Annotated in this window: 26 protein-coding genes; 18 read left to right on the top strand and 8 right to left on the bottom strand. The window is 60.7% G+C overall.

Features of this window, described 5'->3' with window-relative positions; all coding sequences use genetic code 11:
* Positions 1-110 precede the first annotated feature (110 nt).
* The 7 genes from PG899_RS01680 to PG899_RS01650 all read left to right on the top strand — a co-directional run bounded on the left by PG899_RS01680 (position 111) and on the right by PG899_RS01650 (position 4,375).
* Positions 111-509, top strand: coding sequence for a septal ring lytic transglycosylase RlpA family protein (locus PG899_RS01680; protein WP_190284254.1), 399 nt, complete (start codon positions 111-113; stop codon positions 507-509).
* A 134-nt stretch (positions 510-643) separates the two neighbouring features.
* Complete coding sequence (locus PG899_RS01675; protein WP_190284255.1) at positions 644-964, top strand: putative quinol monooxygenase; 321 nt, start codon at positions 644-646, stop codon at positions 962-964.
* A gap of 291 nt (positions 965-1,255) precedes the next feature.
* Entirely contained in the window at positions 1,256-1,756 is a 501-nt protein-coding gene (def, locus tag PG899_RS01670; protein ID WP_190284256.1) for a peptide deformylase, read from the top strand.
* 64 nt (positions 1,757-1,820) lie between these two features.
* Entirely contained in the window at positions 1,821-2,432 is a 612-nt protein-coding gene (locus PG899_RS01665; protein WP_190284257.1) for a DJ-1/PfpI family protein, read from the top strand.
* Between the two features lie 67 nt (positions 2,433-2,499).
* Positions 2,500-2,985 carry a GNAT family N-acetyltransferase gene (locus PG899_RS01660; protein ID WP_190284258.1) on the top strand — a complete coding sequence of 162 codons (486 nt, stop codon included), beginning with the start codon at positions 2,500-2,502 and terminating at the stop codon, positions 2,983-2,985.
* Positions 2,986-3,155: 170 nt separating this feature from the next.
* Positions 3,156-3,548, top strand: coding sequence for a GNAT family N-acetyltransferase (locus tag PG899_RS01655; protein ID WP_323947372.1), 393 nt, complete (start codon positions 3,156-3,158; stop codon positions 3,546-3,548).
* Positions 3,545-4,375, top strand: coding sequence for a hypothetical protein (locus PG899_RS01650; RefSeq protein WP_190284259.1), 831 nt, complete (start codon positions 3,545-3,547; stop codon positions 4,373-4,375). The genes PG899_RS01655 and PG899_RS01650 overlap by 4 nt, the downstream gene beginning before the upstream one ends.
* 91 nt (positions 4,376-4,466) lie before the next feature.
* On the opposite strand, the gene PG899_RS01645 is transcribed toward PG899_RS01650, so the two are convergent.
* Entirely contained in the window at positions 4,467-4,670 is a 204-nt protein-coding gene (locus PG899_RS01645) for a hypothetical protein (protein WP_024946319.1), read from the bottom strand.
* Positions 4,671-4,856: 186 nt separating this feature from the next.
* On the opposite strand from PG899_RS01645, the gene PG899_RS01640 reads away from it, so the two are divergent.
* Complete coding sequence (locus PG899_RS01640; protein WP_190284260.1) at positions 4,857-5,744, top strand: PhzF family phenazine biosynthesis protein; 888 nt, start codon at positions 4,857-4,859, stop codon at positions 5,742-5,744.
* 71 nt (positions 5,745-5,815) lie between these two features.
* On the opposite strand, the gene PG899_RS01635 is transcribed toward PG899_RS01640, so the two are convergent.
* Positions 5,816-7,093, bottom strand: a complete 1,278-nt coding sequence (locus PG899_RS01635) for an esterase/lipase family protein (RefSeq protein ID WP_190284261.1) — start codon at positions 7,091-7,093, stop codon at positions 5,816-5,818.
* Between the two features lie 247 nt (positions 7,094-7,340).
* Between PG899_RS01635 and PG899_RS01630 the strand changes: the two genes are divergently transcribed.
* The gene (locus PG899_RS01630) at positions 7,341-8,330 is read left to right on the top strand and encodes a Wadjet anti-phage system protein JetD domain-containing protein (RefSeq protein WP_190284262.1); all 990 of its coding nucleotides are present in this window, start codon (positions 7,341-7,343) and stop codon (positions 8,328-8,330) included.
* Positions 8,331-8,729: 399 nt separating this feature from the next.
* On the opposite strand, the gene PG899_RS01625 is transcribed toward PG899_RS01630, so the two are convergent.
* Positions 8,730-9,308 carry a PhnA domain-containing protein gene (locus PG899_RS01625; protein WP_190284263.1) on the bottom strand — a complete coding sequence of 193 codons (579 nt, stop codon included), beginning with the start codon at positions 9,306-9,308 and terminating at the stop codon, positions 8,730-8,732.
* A gap of 225 nt (positions 9,309-9,533) precedes the next feature.
* Here PG899_RS01625 and PG899_RS01620 point away from each other — a divergent pair, with 225 nt between their 5' ends.
* The 5 genes from PG899_RS01620 (at position 9,534) to PG899_RS01600 (ending at position 14,575) form a co-directional block, all read left to right on the top strand.
* A complete protein-coding gene (locus PG899_RS01620; protein ID WP_190284264.1) occupies positions 9,534-10,763 on the top strand; it encodes a methyltransferase in 1,230 nt (409 codons plus the stop codon).
* Between the two features lie 316 nt (positions 10,764-11,079).
* Complete coding sequence (locus PG899_RS01615) at positions 11,080-12,528, top strand: chitinase (protein WP_190284265.1); 1,449 nt, start codon at positions 11,080-11,082, stop codon at positions 12,526-12,528.
* A 454-nt stretch (positions 12,529-12,982) separates the two neighbouring features.
* Positions 12,983-13,363 (top strand): VOC family protein, encoded by a 381-nt coding sequence (locus PG899_RS01610; RefSeq protein WP_190284266.1) that lies wholly within the window; start codon positions 12,983-12,985, stop codon positions 13,361-13,363.
* Positions 13,364-13,497: 134 nt separating this feature from the next.
* Entirely contained in the window at positions 13,498-13,896 is a 399-nt protein-coding gene (locus tag PG899_RS01605; RefSeq protein WP_190284267.1) for a GFA family protein, read from the top strand.
* A 49-nt stretch (positions 13,897-13,945) separates the two neighbouring features.
* Positions 13,946-14,575, top strand: a complete 630-nt coding sequence (locus tag PG899_RS01600; RefSeq protein ID WP_190284268.1) for a histidine phosphatase family protein — start codon at positions 13,946-13,948, stop codon at positions 14,573-14,575.
* A gap of 53 nt (positions 14,576-14,628) precedes the next feature.
* Here PG899_RS01600 and PG899_RS01595 read toward each other — a convergent pair whose 3' ends face one another.
* Entirely contained in the window at positions 14,629-15,924 is a 1,296-nt protein-coding gene (locus PG899_RS01595; protein WP_190284269.1) for a sensor domain-containing diguanylate cyclase, read from the bottom strand.
* Between the two features lie 221 nt (positions 15,925-16,145).
* Here PG899_RS01595 and PG899_RS01590 point away from each other — a divergent pair, with 221 nt between their 5' ends.
* Positions 16,146-16,556 (top strand): SRPBCC family protein, encoded by a 411-nt coding sequence (locus PG899_RS01590; protein ID WP_011706200.1) that lies wholly within the window; start codon positions 16,146-16,148, stop codon positions 16,554-16,556.
* A 93-nt stretch (positions 16,557-16,649) separates the two neighbouring features.
* Here PG899_RS01590 and smrB read toward each other — a convergent pair whose 3' ends face one another.
* Complete coding sequence (smrB, locus tag PG899_RS01585) at positions 16,650-17,174, bottom strand: endonuclease SmrB (RefSeq protein ID WP_011706199.1); 525 nt, start codon at positions 17,172-17,174, stop codon at positions 16,650-16,652.
* A gap of 65 nt (positions 17,175-17,239) precedes the next feature.
* Between smrB and prmB the strand changes: the two genes are divergently transcribed.
* Together prmB and aroC are read left to right on the top strand one after the other, a co-directional pair.
* Positions 17,240-18,175: a 50S ribosomal protein L3 N(5)-glutamine methyltransferase gene (gene prmB / locus PG899_RS01580; protein WP_103826897.1), complete on the top strand. Its 936-nt coding sequence runs from the start codon at positions 17,240-17,242 to the stop codon at positions 18,173-18,175.
* A gap of 12 nt (positions 18,176-18,187) precedes the next feature.
* Positions 18,188-19,276 (top strand): chorismate synthase, encoded by a 1,089-nt coding sequence (aroC, locus tag PG899_RS01575; protein WP_011706197.1) that lies wholly within the window; start codon positions 18,188-18,190, stop codon positions 19,274-19,276.
* A gap of 100 nt (positions 19,277-19,376) precedes the next feature.
* Here the strand turns inward: aroC and PG899_RS01570 are convergent, their stop codons facing one another.
* Positions 19,377-20,192 carry a substrate-binding periplasmic protein gene (locus tag PG899_RS01570; protein ID WP_190284270.1) on the bottom strand — a complete coding sequence of 272 codons (816 nt, stop codon included), beginning with the start codon at positions 20,190-20,192 and terminating at the stop codon, positions 19,377-19,379.
* Between the two features lie 323 nt (positions 20,193-20,515).
* Here PG899_RS01570 and PG899_RS01565 point away from each other — a divergent pair, with 323 nt between their 5' ends.
* Positions 20,516-21,916, top strand: coding sequence for a DEAD/DEAH box helicase (locus PG899_RS01565; RefSeq protein ID WP_024945273.1), 1,401 nt, complete (start codon positions 20,516-20,518; stop codon positions 21,914-21,916).
* A gap of 106 nt (positions 21,917-22,022) precedes the next feature.
* On the opposite strand, the gene PG899_RS01560 is transcribed toward PG899_RS01565, so the two are convergent.
* Both PG899_RS01560 and PG899_RS01555 read right to left on the bottom strand, forming a co-directional pair.
* Entirely contained in the window at positions 22,023-22,712 is a 690-nt protein-coding gene (locus PG899_RS01560; protein ID WP_043122731.1) for an RES family NAD+ phosphorylase, read from the bottom strand.
* The gene (locus PG899_RS01555) at positions 22,712-23,116 is read right to left on the bottom strand and encodes an antitoxin Xre-like helix-turn-helix domain-containing protein (protein WP_270696860.1); all 405 of its coding nucleotides are present in this window, start codon (positions 23,114-23,116) and stop codon (positions 22,712-22,714) included. Before PG899_RS01555 ends, PG899_RS01560 begins: the two co-directional genes overlap by 1 nt.
* Between the last annotated feature and the right edge of the window lie 171 nt (positions 23,117-23,287).

Raw genomic sequence — 23,287 nt, 5'->3', positions numbered from 1 at the left:
GTGGCAAAGTAGCGGCGCGGCCCTGGCAGGCCGGTACCACGCCGGTTCGCTCATGCCCGCTACCGTTTTATTGGCATCGACAACCCCGCAGGGGAGCAAGGACAAGGCACATGGTTGAAAAGGGGCAATTTTTGCGAAAGGGGCTGCTGCTGTCGCTCACCGTGCTGCTGGCCGCCTGCAGCAGCCGCTATGACGAGAGCCACGGCGGCAGCTGGCGCGGCTATAGCGAGACGGGGCTCGCCTCCTACTACGCCGATCTCTACCACAACAAGCGCACCGCCAGCGGTGAGCCTTATCAGCGCCACGCCAACACCGCCGCCCACATGGAACTGCCCTTCGGCGCCATGGTGCGGGTCACCAACCTCGCCAACGGCAAGAGCGTGGTGGTCAGGGTCAACGACAGGGGTAATTTCCCGCGCGGGCGCATCATCGATCTCTCCAAAGCGGCCTTCAGCGCCATCGGCAATCCCCGCGCCGGGCTTATCAAGGTGAAGATAGAAGCGCTCTAGTCGTTGATTCGTTCAGTGGCTTGAACAGAGTGTCCATCCTGCCCGGCTATATCCCGCCAGGCCGCCCCTCTTACACTGCTGCTCGACGCGAAGGCCGCGCCCGGTTCAGGGCCCCTTTGCTTACCCTTGAGAAAATGGAGCAGACCAAGATGAGTGAACAGAAACGGGTGTCCATCGCCGTGCTGAAAGCCCGCGCCGGCATGAGAGAGCCACTGCGCCGCGAGCTGCTCAAGCTCATTGCGCCGACGCGGCGTGAGCCGGGCAACCTGGATTACGTGCTGTTTGAATTGCAGGACGAGCCGGGCACCTTCTACATGCGTGAGGCGTTCGTCAATCAGGCCGCGCTGGACAGCCACTGCCAGACGGACTATTTCCAGGCCTTTGCCGCAGCGGCTGAGGTTCTGCTGGCAGAGCCGCTGCGGCTGATTTTTATGGAGGAGGTGAGCCTCCCTTAAACCCATCGGGCCCAAGGTTGGCCCGATTTCTGTTTATGCTCCGACACTCATGTTTCTATGTCGCCCCGGACGCTATCCCACCCCATCATGGCCCCCTGGTCTGCGTCTCTGCATCCTCTACCGAGATGATCGGGGCTTATTGCTCTTATCCCGCCTGTTTATGCCTGCCGTCTTTTCATCTCCAGATTGTCCGGTAAGATACCCAAATGAAAATCAATGTTGGGGCCAAGCCCGATGACGGTGACATTACCTTCTTTGTGAGAGGGTGTCCTGACGATTTGGAGAGTAGTGATGGCAAGGCTGGATATTTTAATGGTTCCCGACCCCCGATTGAGCATCAAGGCGGAGCAGGTTGAGGATATTGTGGCCGTGCAAGGCCTGATCGATGACATGCTGGAGACCCTCTATGCCACCGACAATGGTATTGGTCTGGCGGCCACGCAAGTGGGGCGCAAGGAGGCCATCGTCATCATCGACCTGTCGGAAAAACGGGATCAGCCGCTGGTGTTGATCAATCCGCAAGTGATAAGCGGTACCGAACCGGCGTTTGGCCAAGAGGGGTGTCTGTCCGTGCCGGATTATTATGCCGATGTTGAGCGTTACGGCTCGGTGGTGGTGTCGGCACTGGATCGCCATGGCGTGCCTATCACGGTAAAGAGCTGCGATTTTCTGGCCATCGTGATGCAGCATGAGATCGATCACCTGCAGGGCAAGGTGTTTATCGATTATCTCTCGCCGCTAAAGCGCAAGATGGCGTTGAAGAAGGTGAAAAGGCACCTCAAGGCGACATGACGTGATATTTCATGCAGCGCATTACATATCCATTTGATGATCTGCACAGGAGGGTGGGGTAGCCATGTACAAGGTTGGTATTGTTTTATTTGATGATTTCACCGATGTGGATTTTTTCTTGATGTATGACCTGCTTGGGAGATGCAAAGAGAGCTGGTCGGTGAAAATACTGGGAACCAAGCCTGAGCATGTCTCTGTAATGGGTATCAACGTAAAGACGGATGGAGATGTGGCGGAAGCACGTGATCAGGATGTGGTGCTGATCACCAGCGGGCAGCGTGGTATCCCTGCAGCGCTACAAGACCATGAGTTCATGTCCGCATTGCGGCTGGATCCGCAGCGACAGCTGATTGGCTCAATTTGTGCTGGTTCATTCATATTGCATGAACTGGGCTTGCTGCAGGGAAAGAAATTAACAACCAACCCTGCAGCCAAAGCCCAGTTGCTGGAGATGGGGGGGGATGTTCAGGACTTCCCTCTGGTCGTGCAAGGAAATATTGCAACGGCAGGTGGCTGCCTCTCACTGGTTTATTTGATTGGCTGGGTGGCCGAACGGTGTTTTGGTCCGGAAAAACGTAGATTGATGCAATCTCAGCTTATTCCTGCCGGACAAATGGAAATCTTCGAACAGCTGATCTCCTCCACTATCAGAGAGGCTGAAGAGTCATTCGACTGATGCCATTGCTCACTGTTTATATCTGTTTGGACCCATAGCCTGTCTGCCCAATGAAACAGGATGGCGCATGCACCTCGAATTCAAAAAAATAAACCTGGCGCGTGACTATGAGTTTTGTGTGGCGGCCCGCCGGGATGCCTATGTTTGCAGCTTCCATCGAGACGACGGATTTGAGGCGTTTCTGACGGGCTATCGGGAGCGGATGGCGACGAGGCTGACCAGCCAGGAGTGGCATTATCTGCATGTCTGGCAGGGTGGCGAGATAGTGGGGCAGCTGGAGTTTTGCACTGTCTCAGCCGAACCGGAAACCGGCTACATATACCTGATCTATTTGACGCCACAGGCGCGTGGTCAAGGCATGGCCGATCTGCTGCTGCAATATATCGGTCACACCTTGTGGCAGGCTGGCTGCCGGCGAGTGGTGTTGTCGGTCAGCCGTCTCAACCCGCGGGCACTGCGTTTCTATCAACGCTGCGGGTGGCAATATCGGGGGCCCAACCCCAAGCATGCCGAGACAGATTTCTATGAATATTGGTTGCCGGATCCGGCGTGATCAGCAGCCGTATTTGAACGGGAAAAACAAAGTCCCATGGAGGGGAAAAATACATGGAAGTAAGACAAGTCCGGGTATCGGATGCAGATAACCTACTGGCCCTGATGAACAGACTCGACAATGAAACAACTTTTATGCTCTATGAGCCGGGTTAGCGCACCACGACTGAGATCGAGCAAGCTCAAATATTGACCTCGTTTGTCGATGCAAACAACCAAGTCATGCTGGTACTGTCGGAGCATGACGAGATTGCTGGTTTTATTGTGGGCATCGGTCAACCGGCAAATCGCAACAAACATGTGCTGTATTGCGTTATCGGTATTCAATTCTCTGCAACTGGACAGGGCTTTGGCAAAAAGATGATGTCTGCGCTGGAGGCGTGGGCCAGGACGCACGGCTTTACCCGTATGGAGTTGAGCGTCATGTGTCACAATGCCCGGGCTTGTGCGCTATACCGCGCCTGCGGATTCGAGGTGGAAGGGGTCAAACGCAATACGATGATGGTCGATGGTGCATATGTCGATGAATATATGATGGCCAAGCTGATTGAGGAGGTGGCATGAGCAAGATGCAGTGGCAGGTTTCTTTGAACGTCGCTTGGTCGTCAAGGCGTGCGCGCAGCGGGGTGTCACTTGTGCTGGTGTCGCTGCTGGGCTGGCTGCTGACCATGGCGCCAGCTTATGCCGAGGAGCCGCAGCTCGGCGCCGAGTATCGCCCTCTGGTACAGAAGGTGATCGATGCCGCCAAGGCGCGGGATCCACAGGCCCTTGCCCGTCAGATCAAGTATCCCTTCAAGCAGGAGTATCCCATCCCGGCCATCAAGAATCCGTCCGAGATGGTGGCCCGTTTCGACGAGGTGTTTGATGGGGCTCTTTTAAATAGCATCGCCAGCTCCCGGGTCGGGCAGGATTGGCAGGCCATGGGCTGGCGCGGCATCATGCTGGGCAGTGGCGAGGTGTGGCTGGATTTTGATGGCAAGGTGATCGGCATCAATCATCAGACGGCGCAGGCTGCAAAACGCAAGGCCGAGCTTGTCGCCAAACAGAAAAGCGATCTTTATCCCGGTCTGCGGGAGTACCAGCGCCCTGAGCTGATGTGGCAGACCGAGAAATTTACCATTCGCATCGACGATCTGGGTGACGGCCGTTATCGCTATGCCTCCTGGGCCAAGGGCAAGGCGCTCAGCGACAAGCCGGACCTGGTGCTCAGCAATGGCACCGTCAGGGTGGAGGGGACGGGGGGCAACCACACCTATCTATTCACCAGCGGCCCTTACCGCTACGAGTGCGCCGTGACCGTTTTGGGTGAACGCGGCACGCCGCCGGGCGAGCTGGTGGTCTATCAGAACGAGGTTGCCATCATGCACCAACCGGTGATCAAGGTGCTCTGATATCCCGTGATCTGCCCGGAATGTTCAACGCGCGGCCAAGGGCCGCGCTTTTGTTGTCTGCGACAGTTATCTGCAACGGCTGACGGCTTCGCTAGCCCTGCGGCACTCGTACCCCCTTGTCGAGGTAGAGGCTGCTGTAGTGGGCGCGGTGGGTGACAAACATCACCTGATGACGGCTGCCATCGGAGAGGATGATGAAATCACCGGCCTGGGCGGGAGTGTGCAGGCTGATTTCATGTTCGGGGGCGGTCAGCTTGTCGACCTCCTCCTTGAAGGTGAGGGTGTAAGAATACATAGGGCGCTCCACAACAGGACCTTATACAGACACGCATCAAACGTAGTTGCTGTGGCACGGATCTGCGGCGCCCAAGCGGCACCCGCGCACCATTTAATTTACCGGCCGCAGCGGGCTCGCTATCTTATGGAAAGCGGCCTGCGGCAAGTGCAGGCCAATCATGTCGGCGACAGTCAGGAGCGAGCGATGACAGAGCGTGAGTGGGAACCCGAGTTGGTGCGCATTGCCGCCTTCTCCACCGGTGCCAAGGGCGGCAATCCGGCCGGTGTCTGGCTGGGGCCGCAGCTGCCCGGTGTCGAAGAGATGCAGCGCATCGCCGCCGAAGTGGGCTTTTCGGAGACCGCGTTCGCCGCGCCCTTGCCCACGCCCGCAACGCCGGTGGATGAGCAGGCTGGCCCGCGGCAGTGGCGGGTTCGCTATTTCTCTCCTGCCGCCGAGGTGCCGTTTTGCGGCCACGCCACCATTGCCCTCGGGGTGGCGCTGGCCCGCCGGGTTGGCGCCGGCGAGTATCAGCTGCAACTCAATCAGGCCACTATCTCGGTCTCGAGCTGGCTGGATGGGGAAGGGGAGTGGCAGGCGGCGCTGCAATCGCCCCCCACCTGCAGCAAACCTGCCCCGGCCGAATTGGTGAGCGCCGCACTGGCGCTGTTTGGTTATACCCAGGCAGACCTGGATCCTCGCATTCCGCCGGCCCTCATTCATGGCGGCGCCGATCATCTGGTGCTGGCGCTCAACAGTCGCGCCGCCCTGGCGGCCATGCACTACCAGATGGCCGAGGGACGGACCCTGATGCAGCAAGCGGGGCTGGTGACCATCTTGCTGGCGTATGCCGCCCGCGAGCAGCTGTTTCATACCCGCAACCCCTTTGCCTATGGTGGCGTGTATGAGGATCCCGCCACCGGTGCCGCCACCGCGGCCTTTGCCGGTTACCTGCGGGATCTGCACTGGCCTCACGGCGGCATCATCGATCTCTTTCAAGGGGAGGATATGGGGATGGCGTCGCACCTGCATGCCGAGATCCCCCCCGAACCCGGCAGCTCAATCCGGGTATTTGGCCGCGCCCGCCTGATGTGACTGCCAGACAATGAAAAAACCGCCGGCTGGCGGTTTTTTACTTTATATCGGGGTAAACCGGCCACTTTGGCCTATTGCGGGTCGTGCTCCCCAGCCGGGCTCTGCTCCTGGTGAGCGCTCTGTAGCCAGTGCAGCAGCTGGCGAGCCACCTGCGGGCTGCCGAGCAGCGCCATGTGGCTGGTGCGATAGGCAATCATGGTATGGGCGGGGAGAAAGGCGAGCTGGTGGCGAGCCTCGTCATGCAGGCCAAGGGCACTGCGCAGGGGCACCAGACCATCACCAATCAACCGATCTGCCAGCACGCTGCGTTTGGCCGCCGTGGTGGCCGCAATGGCAAAACAGCGTACTCCGCTTGGCAGGGGCAAGGGGGCGCGAGGATCGGCCAAGGGGGAAGAAGGGGGATTCCGGGCAGAGGATGAGTCCATCACCTTGCCGTGGCGCAGATCCTTGATGCCGACGCTGCGCAGCTGTGCCAGCCTGACGAACGGCTCGCTGTAGGCCGTCGCCGGCAGCAGTTGCTCCAGCCAGTGGCCGGCGGATTCGAGCGGTGCGCCATGATGGGGCGTGCCGAGAAACAGCAGGTTTTTAAGGTGAGCCGGCCAGGCATGAACGGCCAGGTCGGCACTGTGACAGGCGCTGCGGATCACCAGCCCGCCCATGCTGTAGGCCAGCACGCTGATCTCGCCAAGGCCGCCGGGCCAGTGGGTCGCCAGTTGTTCCAGCTGAGGGGCCAGTGCGTGACCGTTCTGCACGATGGAGAGGCCCGAGTTGTAGCGCAGATAGATGGGCAGGTAACCCAGCGCCTTGGCCAGCATCTCCCCGTGATTGACCGGCGCATCCTGATGCCGGGTCTGCCACTGCAGATCGTTCATGCACAGCCCGTGCACCATCAGCAGTATCCGTGCGCGAGGGGGCAGTTGCGCCGGCAGGGCCTGCCAGCTTAGGGGCTTGCCGAGATAACGCAGGGTCATGGGGGTGGCCAGGGCATTGTGACTCTCGACCAGCTTGTCCCCCATCACGCCATTGAGGGTGGCGAGCAGGGCGGCGCGGCTGGGGGTGTCGGGAATTTGCTGCAGGGGCGGGGCTGGCGGCAGACGGGCAAGCAGGGCATGGATACCGCTGCCCAGCGCGCTGGTGGCACCATATACTCCCTTGTAGACCAGCCCGGTGATCCCCGCCGTCTTTCCTTCCTCCCGCCCTTTGAAGCCCATGCCGCTCAATACCGCCTGATGGACGGCCTCGGTGAGCTGTATCGTCGCAGGCAGGGCCTGAATGAACAGCCGGGTCAGCTCGCGAATGTCCGCAAGATGCCAGGAGGAGGCGGGTTGCGGTGCTGTTGGTTGCGTCATGAAAAGCCCCTGTGAAGGTATCGCCGGCCTGCTCCCGCCCGGCAGCGGGGCGGCATGCATGACAACCAGCTTGCGCCGTTTGCCCCGGGTTTGCCAGTGACGCATCGGCGGTTCTTGGCGAGAAGGCTACCTAGTGCGACTAAAGGCTAGGAGCGTGATCTTTCCTTGGTGCGAGTCGGGTCACGGCAGCGGGCAGTAAAATCCACTCTACTTCTTTTCCATATGGCATCGAAATGGGGAGGCGAAGATGTCACTGTTTGATGAGCGTAGGGTACAGGATTTGTGTGTGCGCATGCTGGCGAGTACCAATGAGAAAGGGGATTCACTTGCTAGCAGGCATGGCCGTGAGTTGCATACCCTGTTGCAGGCAGTGGACGGAATCAGGCCGGTGGGGCGAGGCGCTCGTCATGTGCTGACTGATGCCGGGCGTGCTTATCTCACCGGACAGCTAGCGCAAGTGGCACCAACGATGGCGGACAGGCGTGACACTTTACTTGCTCTCGGGGTTGACCTGCCTGCGTGCCTCAACCAGGCCAGTTTTCATGCCCTCTGGTATGGGGACAGCAAGAGTGGGATAGGTCCAGATAATGATGCTGTCTACATAACATTGACACAGGATGAGGTGGTCCGGCTGCGTACCATGAGCCCGTTGCGACTCATTGATAAGAGCGGCCAGCGTCATGATATGACGGCACAGTTGGCGCTATTGGGAGAGCTGGTCTTGCCGGAGCGTTGTCTTTGCAAGTTGCAGGGCATCGAATGGCAAGGGCAGCAGATAGTCACGGTGGAGAACAAGGGGGCCTTCGTGGATTACCCGTTGCAAGCAGGGGAGTTGTTGCTTTATGTGCCTGGCCGCAATACCAGACTGGCGCGGCAAGTGATCCCGCTGCTGCCAGCGGTTGTGCCTTGGGCCCACTTTGGCGACCTGGATCAGCGGGGATTGGATATTGCTGCTGAACTGGCTAATGTCCTCCATCGCCCCTTGGTGCTCTGGTTGCCCGACGCATTGGTGGCGTATGTTCATCACTATGCCCGCCCGCTGACTCAGCGTCTGGAGGGGCAACTGATCAGCAGAGGTAAGACGCCCTGGAGCATTGAGCCTGAGACCGGCGGGCATGGCAATCCGCTGGCAGAGACGCTTATGCATCTGATCAGGCAGGGTTGGTGGCTGGAGCAGGAGGTATTGGTACTTGCGAGGGGCTGGCAAGCATGGCCATTGAACGTGACTTGCGACTGATGTCGCCACAAAAAAACCGCCATCAGGCGGTTTTTTTGTTCTGCCGGCCCTTATTTCAGGGCTTTCTTCAGCTTCTTGATCTTGCTCTCGTGCTTGGCAATTTTCTCAAGGCGGGCGGCAATCTTCTGCTTGATCTCTTTCTTGCTGACTTTGGCCATCTGGCGTGCTCCTTTTGCAGTGATGACACTCGCGGTGTCGGGGGTAGATCAGTCCATGAAACGCCAGAGTGCCACAGGGTCGCTGATGACACCAACCTTTCGCTCAAAATAACGGCAGACAGCATGCCGGCGTAGGGCCTTGTGTCGCGATGGTCCTAAGCCAGAACAGGGGGGAGGAGTGTTATCGGCAGGCACAAAAAAAGCGCCCGTGGGGCGCTCTTGCTAGCAGGGCTGAGGGCGATCAGGCCTTTTTCAGGTAGGCGGCGACCAGCACGATCTGCACGCCGTTGACCTTGCCTTCGATGTGCAGCGGGTTGTTGGTGAGGCGGATGCCCTTCACCAGGGTGCCGCGCTTGGCGGTGAAGCCCGCGCCCTTGACGTCCAGATCCTTGATCAGGGTCACCGAGTCACCTTCGACCAATACGGCGCCGTTGGAGTCAACGGTGAGCACGCTGTCGTCATCGTCGCTGGCCATGCCCGCTTCGGCCCAGGCCTTGGTCTCGTCTTCCATGTACATCATGTCCAGCATGTCCTGGGCCCAGACCTCGCCTTGAGCGGAGAGGTTCTTCAACTGGCGCCACGCCATGACCTGTACCGCAGGTACCTGGCTCCACATGCTGTCGCCCAGGCAACGCCAGTGGTTGACCACTGTGGTCGCCGGCTGCTCCAGCTGGCCACGGCAGGTGTCGCACAGGGCAACGCTGTGATCATCATCGCTGGCCGGAGAGTGGGGGACCGCGAAGGCAGTCAGCGCCTGTTCGGCACCGCACAGTTCACACTTGGCGCCCGCGCGCGCTTGCAGGATGGCATTGATGGTCATGTTTTGGTTCCATTCACGTTGGTAAAATGGCCCGCGATGGGCAGGCCAAGATAATGAAGGGGCGGAATATACCACAAAACCCCGCTCTTTGTCAGGCTAAGCCCGGTCGCGGGCCCGCTGTCGACCATAGGGGGCATCATCGGGGCCTGTTGGCGTAGGAGGATGGCAGGACAGCTGTGACGGTACAGCATAGATGAGAGTGCTTTTTGACGCGGGATCGCTAGAATGAGCCTCCATTTTGACGGCAGAACAGGGGCACGCGTGCTGGCTCAACGTTTTCAACAACTGGATCGACTGCTGAGCGAAGCCCGGCACTGGTGGCAATACCAACCCTACCACCACCTGGACCTTGCCTTTGCCAAGGCGGCGCCGGCGCTGGCTGAACGGCTCAATGCCCTGTCGCTGGCCGAGATTGAGCGGCTCGATGGCGACATGCCTGCCCTGTCCGAGCTGCTGGCCCCCTGGATCCCGCAGGGATCAGTGCTGCATGCCCTGAGCGCGTTGCCGACCCTGACGGCCGAGCCCATCCCGTGCGAGCGGACCATGGCGATGTACATGCCGGGGCGCAAGCAGGCCCAGATTGAAGCCTTCACCGCCTGTCTGCCCGCGCACCGCGGCCCCTATCTGGAGTGGTGTGCGGGCAAGGGGCACCTGGGGCGACTGGTCTCCCTGCACCGTCAAGCCGAGGTGCTGAGCCTGGAGCTGCAGGCGCCACTGTGCGATGAGGGGCGCCAGCTGGCCGCTCGCGACGGTGCCCGGATGGCATTTGTCTGTGCCGATGCCTTCGCCGATGAGACCGCCCAGCTGATCGCCCCGGCCCATCACGCCATGGCGCTGCACGCCTGCGGCGAGCTGCACACCCATCTGATTGAACAGGTGGCGGCGCGCGGTGCCGAGGGGGTGACCCTCTCCCCCTGCTGTTATCACCTGATCCGCACCAGCCACTACCGCCCGCTCTCCGGCCCGGCCAAAGCCAGTGTGCTGCAGCTTGCCAAGAGCGATCTGAAGTTGCCGCTGCAGGAGACGGTCACCGGCGGCGCCCGCATCGCCCGCTTGCGTGAACAGGAGGTAGCCTGGCGGCTGGCTTTTGACTGCCTGCAGCGCCAGGTGCGCGGGGTGGACGAGTATCTGCCGGTGCCCAACATGCAAAAGAGCCTGCTGACCGGTACCTTCGAGGATTTCTGTGGCTGGGCCGCCGAGCGAAAGGGGCTGGTGTTGCCGACCGGCCTCGAATACGCCGGGTTTCTGGCAAAGGGGGAGGCGCGCTATGGCGATGTCGCCCGCATGGAGCTGGTACGTCACCTGTTTCGTCGCCCGCTGGAACTCTGGCTGGTGCTGGATCGCGCCCTCTTCCTGCAAGAGCAGGGCTACCGGGTGGAGGTGGGCGAGTTTTGCGACAAGCCCATGACCCCCCGCAATATCCTGATCCGCGCGGTGCGAGCACGGCACGGATAAGTGGCGGGCCTCGTCGCGGCGAGGCCTGTTGCAGCGCTGTGCAGTTTGCCCTTTGGAACTTCCTGTTGATGGGATCGTGTCGTTGAAAGAGCGGCGTGACCGCTCTTTTCTCATTTTTATTCGGTTTATTTTCATATAGCCGAAAGGCTCGTCATCACATCGCTGCACAATGCATTTTATGCTCGCCAACCGGCAGAGTGAATTGGCTCACAGTTCCGGCAATATTCTTAATTTTCATCGTGAATTTAGTGGCCTGTAGGATTATTCTCGAGGCGGCTCTTATCCCGACGTTATTCTGACATAAGGACTGTCTGTTATGTTCAAGCCTACACATTGTGCCTGGCTGGTTGCGGCTGCCTGCGCATTGCCAAGTTATGCCATGAATATTCAACCCGATCCACAAAATACCGGTGGATACGTAATTTCCGCCCCGGATCTGGCGGCGGTTGAAAAAACCAAGACGGCCAATCCCATGTACGGGATTTGGGCAAAGGCGTTGGCGACACGTTCCAATACCATTGTCGATGCCATCAAGCCAAGGGCGGCCAGCAATCCGGATAACGTCAAACGGGTCGAGCGGGTATTCACCGAATCAGATTGGGATTATTTAACCCAGATGGCGGCGCCGGAATATACCTATGAGCGCTTCTTGCGGGCGGTCGGGAAATTCCCGGCTTTTTGCGGCGAATATACCGATGGCCGCGATGCCGATGCCATCTGCAAAAAATCCATCATCACCGCCTTTGCCCATTTCGCCCAGGAGACCGGCGGCCACATCGCCAAGGAGAATATCTCCGACAACCCGCTGGCGCTGGAGGAGTGGCAGCAGGCGCTGGTGCACGTGCGCGAGATGGGCTGGTCGGAGGGGCAGACCGGCTACACCACCGGCTGTGGCCAGAACGACTGGCAGAACAAGAAGTGGCCCTGCAGCACAGGCCAGGGTTATTTCGGCCGCGGCGCCAAGCAGCTCTCCTATCACTTCAACTACGGCGCTTTCTCCGAGGCGATGTTTGACGGCGATGCGTCCGTGTTGCTGAACAACCCCGGGTTGGTGGCGGACTCCTGGCTCAACCTCGCCTCCGCCATCTGGTTCTTCCTGACCCCGCAGGCACCAAAACCCGCCATGCTGCACGTGATTGATCGCACCTGGGTGCCCTCCCAGCGCGAAATCGCCGCCGGTATCGGCTACGGCTTCGGTACCACCATCAACGTCATCAATGGCGGCATCGAGTGCGGCGAGCAGAACAAGAACAAGGGCCAGCCGGTCAACCGCATCCGCTACTGGGAAGGGCTGGCCGAGCACTATCAGATCCCCGTCAAGGCCGATGAGAAGAACACCTGCTGGCAGCAGACCCCCTATGGCAGCCTCAACCTCAACGGTGCCACCGACGTGCTCTACACCAACTGGGACGGCAACTGGAAATACTATCCGGATCGGCCCGGCGGCTACTCGTTTGAATGTGAGCTGGTGGGGTTCCAGACCGCCTACTCGGCACTGGTACCGGGGGATTACGAGAAGTGCGTGACCAACTTCTACGGCTCCCACGCCAACTGGCCCAAGGTGCGGGTAGTGGCCAAGCTGGACCCTGCGCCGGTTGATCCGACCGATCCCCCCGTGGGCGATGTGGCCGCCTGGAGCGCCAGCAAGGTCTATACGGCGGGCAACAAGGTGAGCTACAAGGGAGCCATCTATCAGGCCAAATGGTGGACCCAGGGCAATGAACCGGGCAAGGGCGATCCCTGGGTGCTGGTGCCGGCGAAATAGCGTAAAGCGGCTGGTATCAATAAACTCGGCAATGGGTAACACCTCTCTTGCCAAGTCGGGGGACATATTGTCCCCCTTTTCGATATCCGGCCTTGGAAAATAAAACCAGTGTCTAATTGAGTGGAACGGAATGCGGTGCTGGATGTTTATCAGTGTATAAGCGTGCTCGGTGATAAAAATATCCATCAACAATGGCTGAGGGTGGGCATGGTCAGTCAAAAATATCGCGCTGGCCCTGTTTTTAATCTGGGCTGTGTGTCATCGGACAGTATTTGTTAGGGCCGGCATTGGTGACTGCTAGGTGTTATTGTACTGCCTCCTTTTTTTCGCCAGGCACCCATCATTCGGATATTCATCTTTATCGGAGCAGGCATATTCAATGGTTGAAAAACATTGGCCGTCACCCCGCAATGGGGTATCACTGTGCCGATGAGTGAAAATCAGAGGAGACTTCATGTTCAATATTGCCATGCATTTTGAAATCCCGGTGACGGATATGGCGCGTGCCACGGCGTTTTACCGCCGTGTGTTTGGCATCGAGTTTGAATTGACCCAGATTGATGGCAACGAGATGGCGCTGTTCCCGCTGAAAGAAGGGGTGGAGGGTTGCTCCGGCGCTTTGGCCAAAGGGGAGAGCTATGTGCCCAGTATCGACGGCACGCGGATCTATCTTGCGGTCAGCGAGATTGAGCGGGTGATGGCGATGGCCCTGGAAACCGGGGCCCGGCTGCTCTACCCGGTAACTCAGGTCGGGGAGGGCATCAAGGTGGCCGAGTTTCAGGACCCGGAAGGCAACCGGATTGCATTGCAGGAGCGCTGGCTGCCGGCCTCGTGAGCCATCTAGCAGCCGGTTTTGTAATGGGGAGGGGCCGACGAGGATACAACATGGTACTCATCTGATCCGGTAGTGGCGGCGATGGCGCGGTCACGTCAGCGACGGCAAGCGACAACAAGAGGCAAGGAGGCGTGATGAAAGGACATTGTCTGTGCGGCGGGATTGAGGTCTCGGCCGGCGATCATAAGGAGGTGGGGCTGTGTCACTGCAGCACCTGTCGGCGCTGGTCAGGCGGCCCCCTGTTTACGGTGCACTGTGGCAAGGAGGTGCGCTTTCGCGGGCTCATCCCGGTGGCCTATCACTCCTCGGAGTGGGCGGAGCGAGGATTTTGCCCCACCTGCGGTACCCACCTTTTCTATCACCTGTTGCCGACGGATGAATACATAGTGCCGGCCGGCCTGTTTCAGCGTGAATCCTTCCAGCTGGCGAGCCAGATCTTCATCGACGAAAAGCCCGATTTCTACGAGCTGAAAAACGAGACACCGACCCTGACCGGTCAGCAGGTGTTCGATCAATTTGCGCCCAAGCCGTGAGAACGGGGCGAGGCCGCGCGAGCATCGGCCGCAATCAAAGGAACAGACAATGCAACTGGTGGTGATGCGCCACGGGCAAACCCCGGCCAATGCCGAGGAGCGCTATCAGGGGGCGCTGGATATCGGTCTGAGCGAAACCGGTGTGGCCCAGATCAGAGCGCAGGCAAGGGCGCTGGCCTTGGCGCAGGCTCCGTTTCAGCGGCTGCTGAGCTCCCCCTTGCTGCGGGCACGGCAAAGCGCGGCCCTGGTAGCGGACGAGCTGGGGTTGCCGGTGACGCTCGTCCCCGCTTTTCGCGAGCGCCATGTCGGGGTGTTCGAGGGGCTGACCCAACAAGAGGCGAGGGAGCGTTACCCTGCGCTGTGGGCACGCAACATCACCCGGCGCTGGGCCGAGGCGCCACCTGGCGGCGAATCGCTGGACGAAGTCATTGCCCGGGTCGGGCAGGGACTGGCGAAACTGGCGCAGAGCGGCCGCCAGGAACGGGTGTTGCTGGTGGCGCACGGCGTGGTGGCCAAGGTGATCCGGGCGCTGACCGTGGCGGGATTTGACGACTTCTTCGAGTGGCAGCTGGCCAACGGGGCTGTGCTGGAGGTGTCACTGGCATGTGGCGACGCTGGCGGGCCGCTGGGTTTCTTTGCCCCGCCGGGCAGTGAACATGGCGTCGCGGCCTTGAATTGAGCCAGAAGCGCCAGGCCTGATACGTGTTTCTCAGGCCTGACGCGTATTGCCTGTCAGGGGGAGTCTGGCAGTGCCTTCCTTGAGCAGTTGCGCCCCTGTTTCTTGGCCAGATAGAGGGCGGTATCGGCCCGGCGCACCATGCGTTCCACCGTATCCTGCGGGCCCAGGCTGGCACTGATGCCGATGCTGATGGTGAGCGGTACCTCGGTGCCTGCGCCCAGCTGATGCAGCTGCGACTCGACGGCGAGTCGGATCCGCTCCGCACTGGCCCAGGCCAGCTCCAGCGAGGTTTCCGGCAGCAGCACGATGAACTCCTCGCCACCCCAGCGGCCCAGCATGTCCACCTCCCGCAGCTGTTTGGCGACCCGTCTTACCAGGCTGAGAATGGCCTGATCCCCTTGCTGATGGCCATAGGTGTCGTTGATCTGCTTGAAGTGATCGATGTCGATCAGCAGCAGGCTCATGGTGTGGCCGAAGCGCTGACAGCGCTGCATCTCCAGCTTGACCAGCTCGTCAAAGCGGCGCCGGTTGGCGATCCCGGTGAGGGGATCCGTGGTGGCCGCCACCTTGAGCTCTTCCACCAGCCGGGCCCGCTCCGAGATATCGCGCAGGATGGCGGTCATCTCGGTGGTCTGGCCCAGATTGATCTTGGCGATGGTCACCTCCAGCGGAAATTCGCTGCCGTCGCGGCGCAGCCCCATCACGGAGGCGCGGGCATGCATGGGGCGCGAGTTGATGGGGGAGTTGCTGAAGGCCTTGAAGTAGCCGTCGTGGTTGGCCCGAAAGCGCTGGGGCAGCAGGGTCTCCAGCCGTTTGCCGAGGTAGCTTTCGTCCACCCCGAACATCTCGCAGGCGGCGGTGTTGATAAGTTCGATGCGCGACTCGCTGTTGACGCTGATGATGCCGTCGTAGGCGGAGTTGACCACCGCCTCGAAGCGCTTGCGGCTCATCTTGAGCGCCTCCTCCAGCTGCTTTTTGGCAGTGATGTCGATGGCGGTGACTATTATGCGGGTGATGCGTGACTGCTCGGGAATGATGGGGGAGATGACAAAACGCCACCAGCTGGTGCGCGACAGGGTGTCGATGGGCAGTTCGCTCTCGAGCCCCGTCTGCTGGCTCACGCACTCGTGCATCGGCTGCTCGATGCTGCCGGTGATGTAGCGGGGAAACATTTCGTTCAGGCGCTTGCCGATGCTGCCGAGCACGTCCAGTTCAAAGGCTTGGGCAAAGGTATCGTTGGCGGAGACCAGGGTAAAGCGATCGTCGTCGTCGAGGGAAAACACCGCAACGGCGGCACCGATGGCATCGAGAGACGACTTGATGTCGGCATGGGAACCCTGTGTGAACATGAAACCTCCATGGCGAATAACGTATTGATATTCAGTATAGTGCGGCCGTTTTTGATCCTTGTCCCGCAGGCAGAAGCAACGCCTTGCCACTGGATTGGCGGTGATGAGCCCCGCCAGATGGACTGGCTCGACGCCATCGACTGGGCTTTACTTGCTGGCATCCGCAAGCGAGCTGGCCGGCATGGCCAGTCATCTCACAGCACACTAGCACGGAGCGCGTCATGAAGATCAGCATCGAGGCACATATCGAGCAGGAGATAGAGGCCGTCTGGTGGGCCTGGAACGATCCGGACTGCATCGCCAGATGGAATGCGGCCTCCAGCGACTGGCACACCACCGGCAGCCGGGTCGACTTGGTGGTGGGCGGGCGTTTCTGCCATCACATGGCCGCCAAGGATGGCAGCGCCGGTTTTGATTTCACCGGTACCTTTACCCGGGTGGAGGCGCCGACCCGCCTCTCGTTCGTGATGGACGACGGGCGCGAGGTGGATGTGCAGTTTGCGAGCGAACCGGGCGGCACCTGGGTGCAGGAAACCTTCGATGCCGAGACAAGCCACACCCCGGCCCAGCAGCAGGCGGGCTGGCAGGGGATCCTCGACAACTTCAAACGTTATGTGGAAGCGGCAGGCTAGGGGAGGCATCTGCGCCCATAAAAAAAACCACCGCCAGGTCGCGGTGGTTTTTTTATGCTGCTCTGCTCGTCAGAGCATGCCAGAGGACGAGGGTTACTCTTCGATATCCAGCAGCACCAGGATGGCACTGTCGCCGCCCCACTCGCGGGGTGCCTGATGGAACGCCTGCACGTTGGGGTGCTGGGCCAGCCAGCTTGGAATGCGCTGTTTGAGGATATGTTTGCCGATGCCGTGCATCACGGAGGCGACATGGATGTTCTCTTTTTGGCAGAGGGTCAGCAGGGCTGCCAGCTCCTGTTTGGCCTGCTGCTGGTTCATGCCGTGCAGGTCGAGGTAAATCTCCGGCGGATAGCTGCCGCGCTTGAGCTTTTTCAGCTCGAATTTTGACACATCTTCGCGCACGTAACGGGTCGGTCCATCGGCCTCGAGATGGGGCTGGTACTCATCGCTGAAATAGTGGTCAACCCCAAGCTTTTCGCGGCTCTCACGCAGTTCGCGTTTCTGCTTGACCGGGCGCAGGTCGGCCCTTATGGTATCTTGCTTGATTTTCCGGGTACCTTTTATCGCATCGCGGAACAGCTGGGTTTCCTCGTCTGTCGGTGAGGGCGTTTTTTTCATCAGGTACTCGTCTTGCTCGCTGTATAGAATTCTCGGGCCGGATATTACTCGACTTGGAGGTGGATTTGGACAAGATATTTATCGATGAGGTGGTTGCCGAGATGCACACCATCCAGGACATGTTGCGCTGGGCCATGAGTCGTTTCAACGACGCCGGGATCTTCTACGGACATGGTACCGACAACGCCTGGGATGAAGCCGTGCAGCTGGTACTGCCCGCGCTACATCTGCCGCCGGACGTGGATCCGGGCATGCGCCACTCCCGTCTGACCACCAGCGAACGGCACCGCATCGCCGAGCTCATCATCCGCCGCGTGCAGGAGCGGGTACCGGCCGCCTACCTGACCAACAAGGCCTGGTATGCCGGTTGGGAGTTCTACGTGGACGAGCGGGTGCTCATTCCCCGTTCCCCCATCGCCGAGATGGTGGCCAACCGCTTCGCCCCCTTCCTCAAGCATGAGCCGACCCGGATCATGGACTTGTGCACCGGCTCTGGCTGCATCGCCATCATCATGGCCCACGAGTTCCCACAAGCCGAAGTGGATGCCATCGACATCAGCGTCGATGCCCTCAACGTGGCCGAGCGCAACATCAACGATCACGGGCTGGAGCAGCAGGTCATTCCGATCCGCTCCGATCTGTTCCGCGATCTGCCGGTCGGCGACAAGTACGATCTCATCGTCTCCAACCCGCCCTACGTGGATTCCGAAGACATGTCGGATCTGCCGGACGAGTTTCGTCACGAACCCGAGCTGGCGCTGGCCTCCGGCTCTGACGGCCTCAAGCTCACCAAGCGCCTGCTGGCCAATGCCGCAGACTTCCTCAAAGAGGATGGCGTGCTGGTGGTCGAGGTGGGCAACAGCATGATCCATCTGGAAGCCCAGTTCCCGGACGTGCCCTTTACCTGGGTCGAATTCGAGAACGGCGGTCACGGCGTGTTCGTGATGAGCCGTGCCGACCTGGTGCAATACCAGGACCATTTCGCGATTTACAAGAGCTAAGCAGGAGCACTCATGGCAGGGAACAGTTTCGGCCAACTCTTTCGTGTGACGACCTTCGGCGAGAGTCACGGCCTGGCGCTGGGCGCCGTGGTCGATGGCTGCCCGCCGGGACTGGAGATCAGTGAAGCGGATCTGCAGGGGGATCTGGACCGGCGCAAGCCCGGCACCTCCCGCTACACCACGCCGCGCCGCGAGCCGGACGAGGTGAAGATCCTCTCCGGGGTGTTCGAGGGCAAGACCACCGGCACTTCCATCGGGCTCTTGATCGAGAACACCGATCAGCGCTCCAAGGACTACTCCGACATCAAGGACTTGTTCCGCCCAGGCCACGCCGATTACACCTATCACCAGAAGTACGGCCAGCGCGACTATCGTGGCGGCGGTCGCTCCTCCGCCCGTGAAACCGCGATGCGAGTCGCGGCGGGGGCCATTGCCAAGAAGTACCTGAAACAGGTGCACGGCATCGAGATCACCGGCTTTCTCTCCCAGCTAGGCCCCATCAAGGCAGAAGCCTTCGACGCGGCCCAGATCGAGCAGAATCCCTTCTTCTTCCCCGATGCGGGCAAGCTGGAAGCGCTCGATCAATACATGCGCGACCTGAAGAAAGAAGGCAACAGTATCGGTGCCAAGGTGCAGGTCATCGCCAGCAATGTGCCGGTAGGTCTCGGTGAGCCGGTGTTCGATCGCCTCGATGCCGACATCGCCCACGCCATGATGGGCATCAATGCGGTGAAAGGGGTGGAGATCGGCGACGGCTTTGCGGTGGTGGAGCAAAAAGGCTCCGAGCACCGCGACGAGATGACCCCGGCCGGCTTTGCCAGCAACCATGCGGGCGGCATTCTGGGCGGCATCTCGTCGGGTCAGGATATCGTGGTGAGTATGGCGCTCAAGCCCACCTCCAGCATCACGGTACCGGGCAAGACCATCACCACCGAGGGTGAGGCCACCGAGATGATCACCAAGGGGCGCCACGATCCTTGCGTCGGCATCCGCGCCGTGCCCATCGCCGAGGCGATGCTGGCACTGGTGCTGATGGATCACCTGCTGCGCCACCGTGCCCAGAACCAGGGCGTGCTGACCCATACCCCGCAACTGCGCTGATCGGCCTGCCCACCGCTCGGTTGATCGAGTTGGGCAGACACAGTCACAGTCAAAAGGCGACCTCAGGGTCGCCTTTTTCATGGGCCTTCATCGCGCTGGGTTATTGGTTGGGTGTTACCTGCTCAGCCGCCGGGTTGTCGAGCCGGCAGGGGGGCGGTGCCACATCACGGCCGGGTGGGGGCAGGCCGGCAATCACCTCATTGACCCGGCTGAGCTGCTCGTCGGTGACGGCCGAGTTGGCAAACATCAGGCTGACCGGTTGGTGATGGAGCAGCAACTGACAGCGGATAAAGCCGTCGGCCCCCAGCTGTTGCAGCCGGTAGCGAGCGTATTGCCACTCCATGATGACGCCGTCCAGCCGACGGGCCAGCAGCAGATCGACCAGTCGGTCATCCGCGTTGTATTCGCTCGCCTGCTTGAGGGCGGGACACGCTTCCATCAACTGGATGGGGCGGGTGCCGCGCAGCTTGCCAAGGCGCAGTTGGCTTTGCTGGCAAAGCTGCGACAGGTCTGACACCGCCAGCCAGGGATCACGCTGGCCCGGGATGGGGTTGTTGCTCAGCAGCACGAAGGTACTGCGCCGATAGGGCACCGAGAAGCGGGCAAAGGCGCGCCGCTCCGGCGTATCGAGCGCCCCCATGGCCACGTCCAGCTGCTGCTGCTCGAGCAGATGGATGGCCCTGGCCCAGGGCAGGTTGCGAAAGTGGGATTCCAGCCCCGCCTGACTCAAGATCTGGCGGGTCAGGGTGACGTCCAGCCCATCCAGCGTCCCCTGGGGATTGATGTAACTGAACGGAGGCCAGTGGCTCCAGGCCACCGACAGCCTGGGCTTGGCCTGCAGCGGCAGACAGAACCCAACTGCCAGCAGGGAGAGCAAGAGCCAGCCAGGGGCGGCCGACAGAAGATGAACACGCATGAACCTGAACCTCCTTGTACAGGACGGATGCGGAGGTATCGCCGTTATCTGGCATCAAGCATAGCCTGATTCGAATGAGTTCTTGAGCGGCTTTTCCGGGCGGGACGGTGACCTGCTTTTGGCAAACATGCTGGGAGGGACGTCACATTTTTCTCGTTTCTCCTCAATAACTCCGTTAGACTGCGCCCCTATTCTTTCCCCTTTGCTCTGCTCCCCGGGGAAATCGTTGTGTTCTCAACAGGCCCGAGTCTGGCGAGATGGCATCGGCTCAGCAGAGGAGCCCCATCCCGGATTGTCGGCGCCCCTATCCCTAGCAGGTAACTATGAGTTTTACTTCCCTCGGTCTGGCCGAACCCTTGTTGCGTGCCGTTGCCGAGCAAGGCTACGACACCCCGTCTCCCATTCAGCAACAAGCGATCCCGGCGGTACTGGCTGGCCGTGATCTGATGGCCGCCGCCCAGACCGGGACCGGCAAGACCGCAGGTTTTACCCTGCCGATGCTGCAGCGTCTGACTGAAAGCAAGCGCAAGGTCTCCCCGAACCGCATCCGTGCCCTGGTGCTGACCCCGACTCGCGAGCTGGCCGCCCAGGTGGGCGAGAGCGTGCGCAACTACGGCAAACACCTGCCGATCCGCAGCCACGTGGTATTTGGCGGCGTGAGCATCAACCCGCAGATGATGGCCACCCGCCGTGGTCTGGACGTGCTGGTGGCCTGCCCGGGCCGCCTGATGGATCTCTACAACCAGAACGCCGTCAAGTTCGACGAAGTGGAAATCCTGGTGCTGGACGAAGCGGATCGCATGCTCGACATGGGCTTTATCCGCGACATCCGCCGCATCCTGGCCCTGTTGCCGAAGAAGCGCCAGAATCTGCTGTTCTCCGCCACCTTCGCCGACGAGATCCGCGAGCTGGCCACCGGCCTGCTGGACAACCCGGCGGTGATCGAAGTGACCCCGCGCAACAGTACCGCCGAGCGTATCGAGCAGCTGGTACACCCCTGTGACAAGGCCAACAAGATTGCCCTGCTGAGCCACCTGGTCACCAGCAACAACTGGCAGCAGGTGCTGGTGTTCACCCGTACCAAGCACATGGCCAACCGCGTTGCCGAGACCCTCGACAAGAACGGCGTCAGCGCCGCCGCCATCCACGGCAACAAGAGCCAGGGTGCCCGTACCCGCGCGCTGGCCGGTTTCAAGGATGGCAGCGTTAAGGTGCTGGTGGCGACCGACATCGCCGCCCGTGGTCTGGACATCGACAAGTTGCCGCAGGTAGTCAACTTCGAGTTGCCCAACGTGGCGGAAGATTACGTGCACCGCATCGGCCGTACCGGCCGTGCCGGCGCCGCCGGTCATGCCATCTCCCTGGTCGCGGCCGATGAGGGCAAGCTCATCAAGGCCATCGAGCGGCTGACCAAGCAGAACATTCCGTGCGAGCAGGTGGCCGGTTTTGAAGCCTCCCGCGAAACCCTCGACAACATCGCCCGTGGCATCGGCGCGCCGCTGCGCAAAGAGCCGCGCGATCCGAGCGAGCAGCGCCGTGCGCCGCGCCCGCAAGGTCAAGGCCAGCGTCAGGGTGCCGGTCGCTCTGCCAACGGTGGCAATGGCGGCGGTAACCGCTCCGGCAACGGTGGCAAGCCCAAGCCCCAGGGTGGCCAGCGCCCTGAAGGCGGCGCCGGCAAACCGGCTCAGGCTCGTCGTCCCCGTCGCGCTACCCACAACCAGTAAGCGGCCAGGGAGCCTGCTCCCTCGCTCGGTTGATGTAAAAAGCCCCGCCAGTCTGGCGGGGCTTTTCTATATCCGGGAATCGGCCGAGTGAGGTGGGCAGTGCCCGTCACTCGCCATAGAGGGTGATTTGCAGCACGTTGGCGATGGCGCTGCCGTTCCAGTGGTACTCCAGATGGCGGGGCTGATGGACGCGGCTGACCAGGCGCGGGCGATAGAGCAGGTAGCAATCGTGGCCGCTGTGGCGCACCGAGCGGTAACAGATGCCGTCCACATCCAGGGCTTTCTGCTCGCGGGCGAAGGCTTGGGAATACCCGTAGTCGGTAGCATGGTAGAGCGGTGTGGCGAGAAAGGCCTCGCCGGTAATGTCGACCAGGCTGGCGCTGAACTCGGCATGGATCACCCGCATCTGCACCTTCTGGGCGGGTTCACGGGTGTAGCCGAATACGCGCTCTTGGTGGTAGACCGTCTCCTTGATGGCGGTGTCGAGGCTGGGGGCGCAGTAATAACCGCCAAAATCGCCGGTGGTGAAGCGGGCCCCCTCCGGATTGAGGTGGGTGAAGGCGGCCATCACATGGCTGCCGCCGGCCAAGCCCACCAGCCAGTCCGCTTTCGGCACTCTCGTCAGCTCGCCGGCCTCTTCCCTCAACCTGTCGTTGGTCAGCGCTTCGATGGCCCAGACTGCCTCCAGTTCGTCGGCGTTGGCCACATCCTCATAGAGGCAGATGGTGGGGTAGCGGCTCGGGATGATCCGGTAGGCTGACTCGTCCTTGAATGCGCGCTGCGGGGGAGTCTGCATCAGGCCATGCCTCCGCGCCAGGCGTGCAGGCGGATAGCGACCTCATACAGATCGGCCACACGGCCACCCTGCATCACCTCCATGGCGCTGCGGCCGGCGAAGAAGGGGTGGCTGTTGGACTTGCGTACCCAGCCATAGATGCTCTCGTCCGCGCTGAACAGCACCCGCAGGCTCTTGTGAATGTTGAGCAGGTAGCTCATTCGCTCCTGCAGATCCGCACTCAGTCTGATCCCGCCGTGGGACTCTTTGTACTTGTTCAAGGTTGAACGCGAAGAGATGCCGAGCAGTCGTAACTGTTCATCTGTGTTGCACTGCCATTTGTCCAGGATGCGAAACACCACCGGCAGCGCCTTGCTGGGATCAACGGCGCCATCTTGCCGTTGAACGTGTGCGATTGTGGCCATGTCAGGCTCCTTGCTGGATTGAGCGTGTATTCTGTTGCCAAAAAGGCGATCTGCTATCAGTGTACAAGAATTGTTCATATATATACAGGGTGTCGATACATGGTGCATATATGAACGTTTGATGCATCAGGGAGATGATCACCGCGCAGGCGGACCCCTTTATATCGATGA

Origin of the sequence: Aeromonas sp. QDB39, from assembly GCF_027707585.1 — a bacterium.
Classification (GTDB): Bacteria; Pseudomonadota; Gammaproteobacteria; order Enterobacterales; family Aeromonadaceae; genus Aeromonas; species Aeromonas hydrophila.
This window is presented reverse-complemented; position numbering and strand designations above follow the sequence as displayed.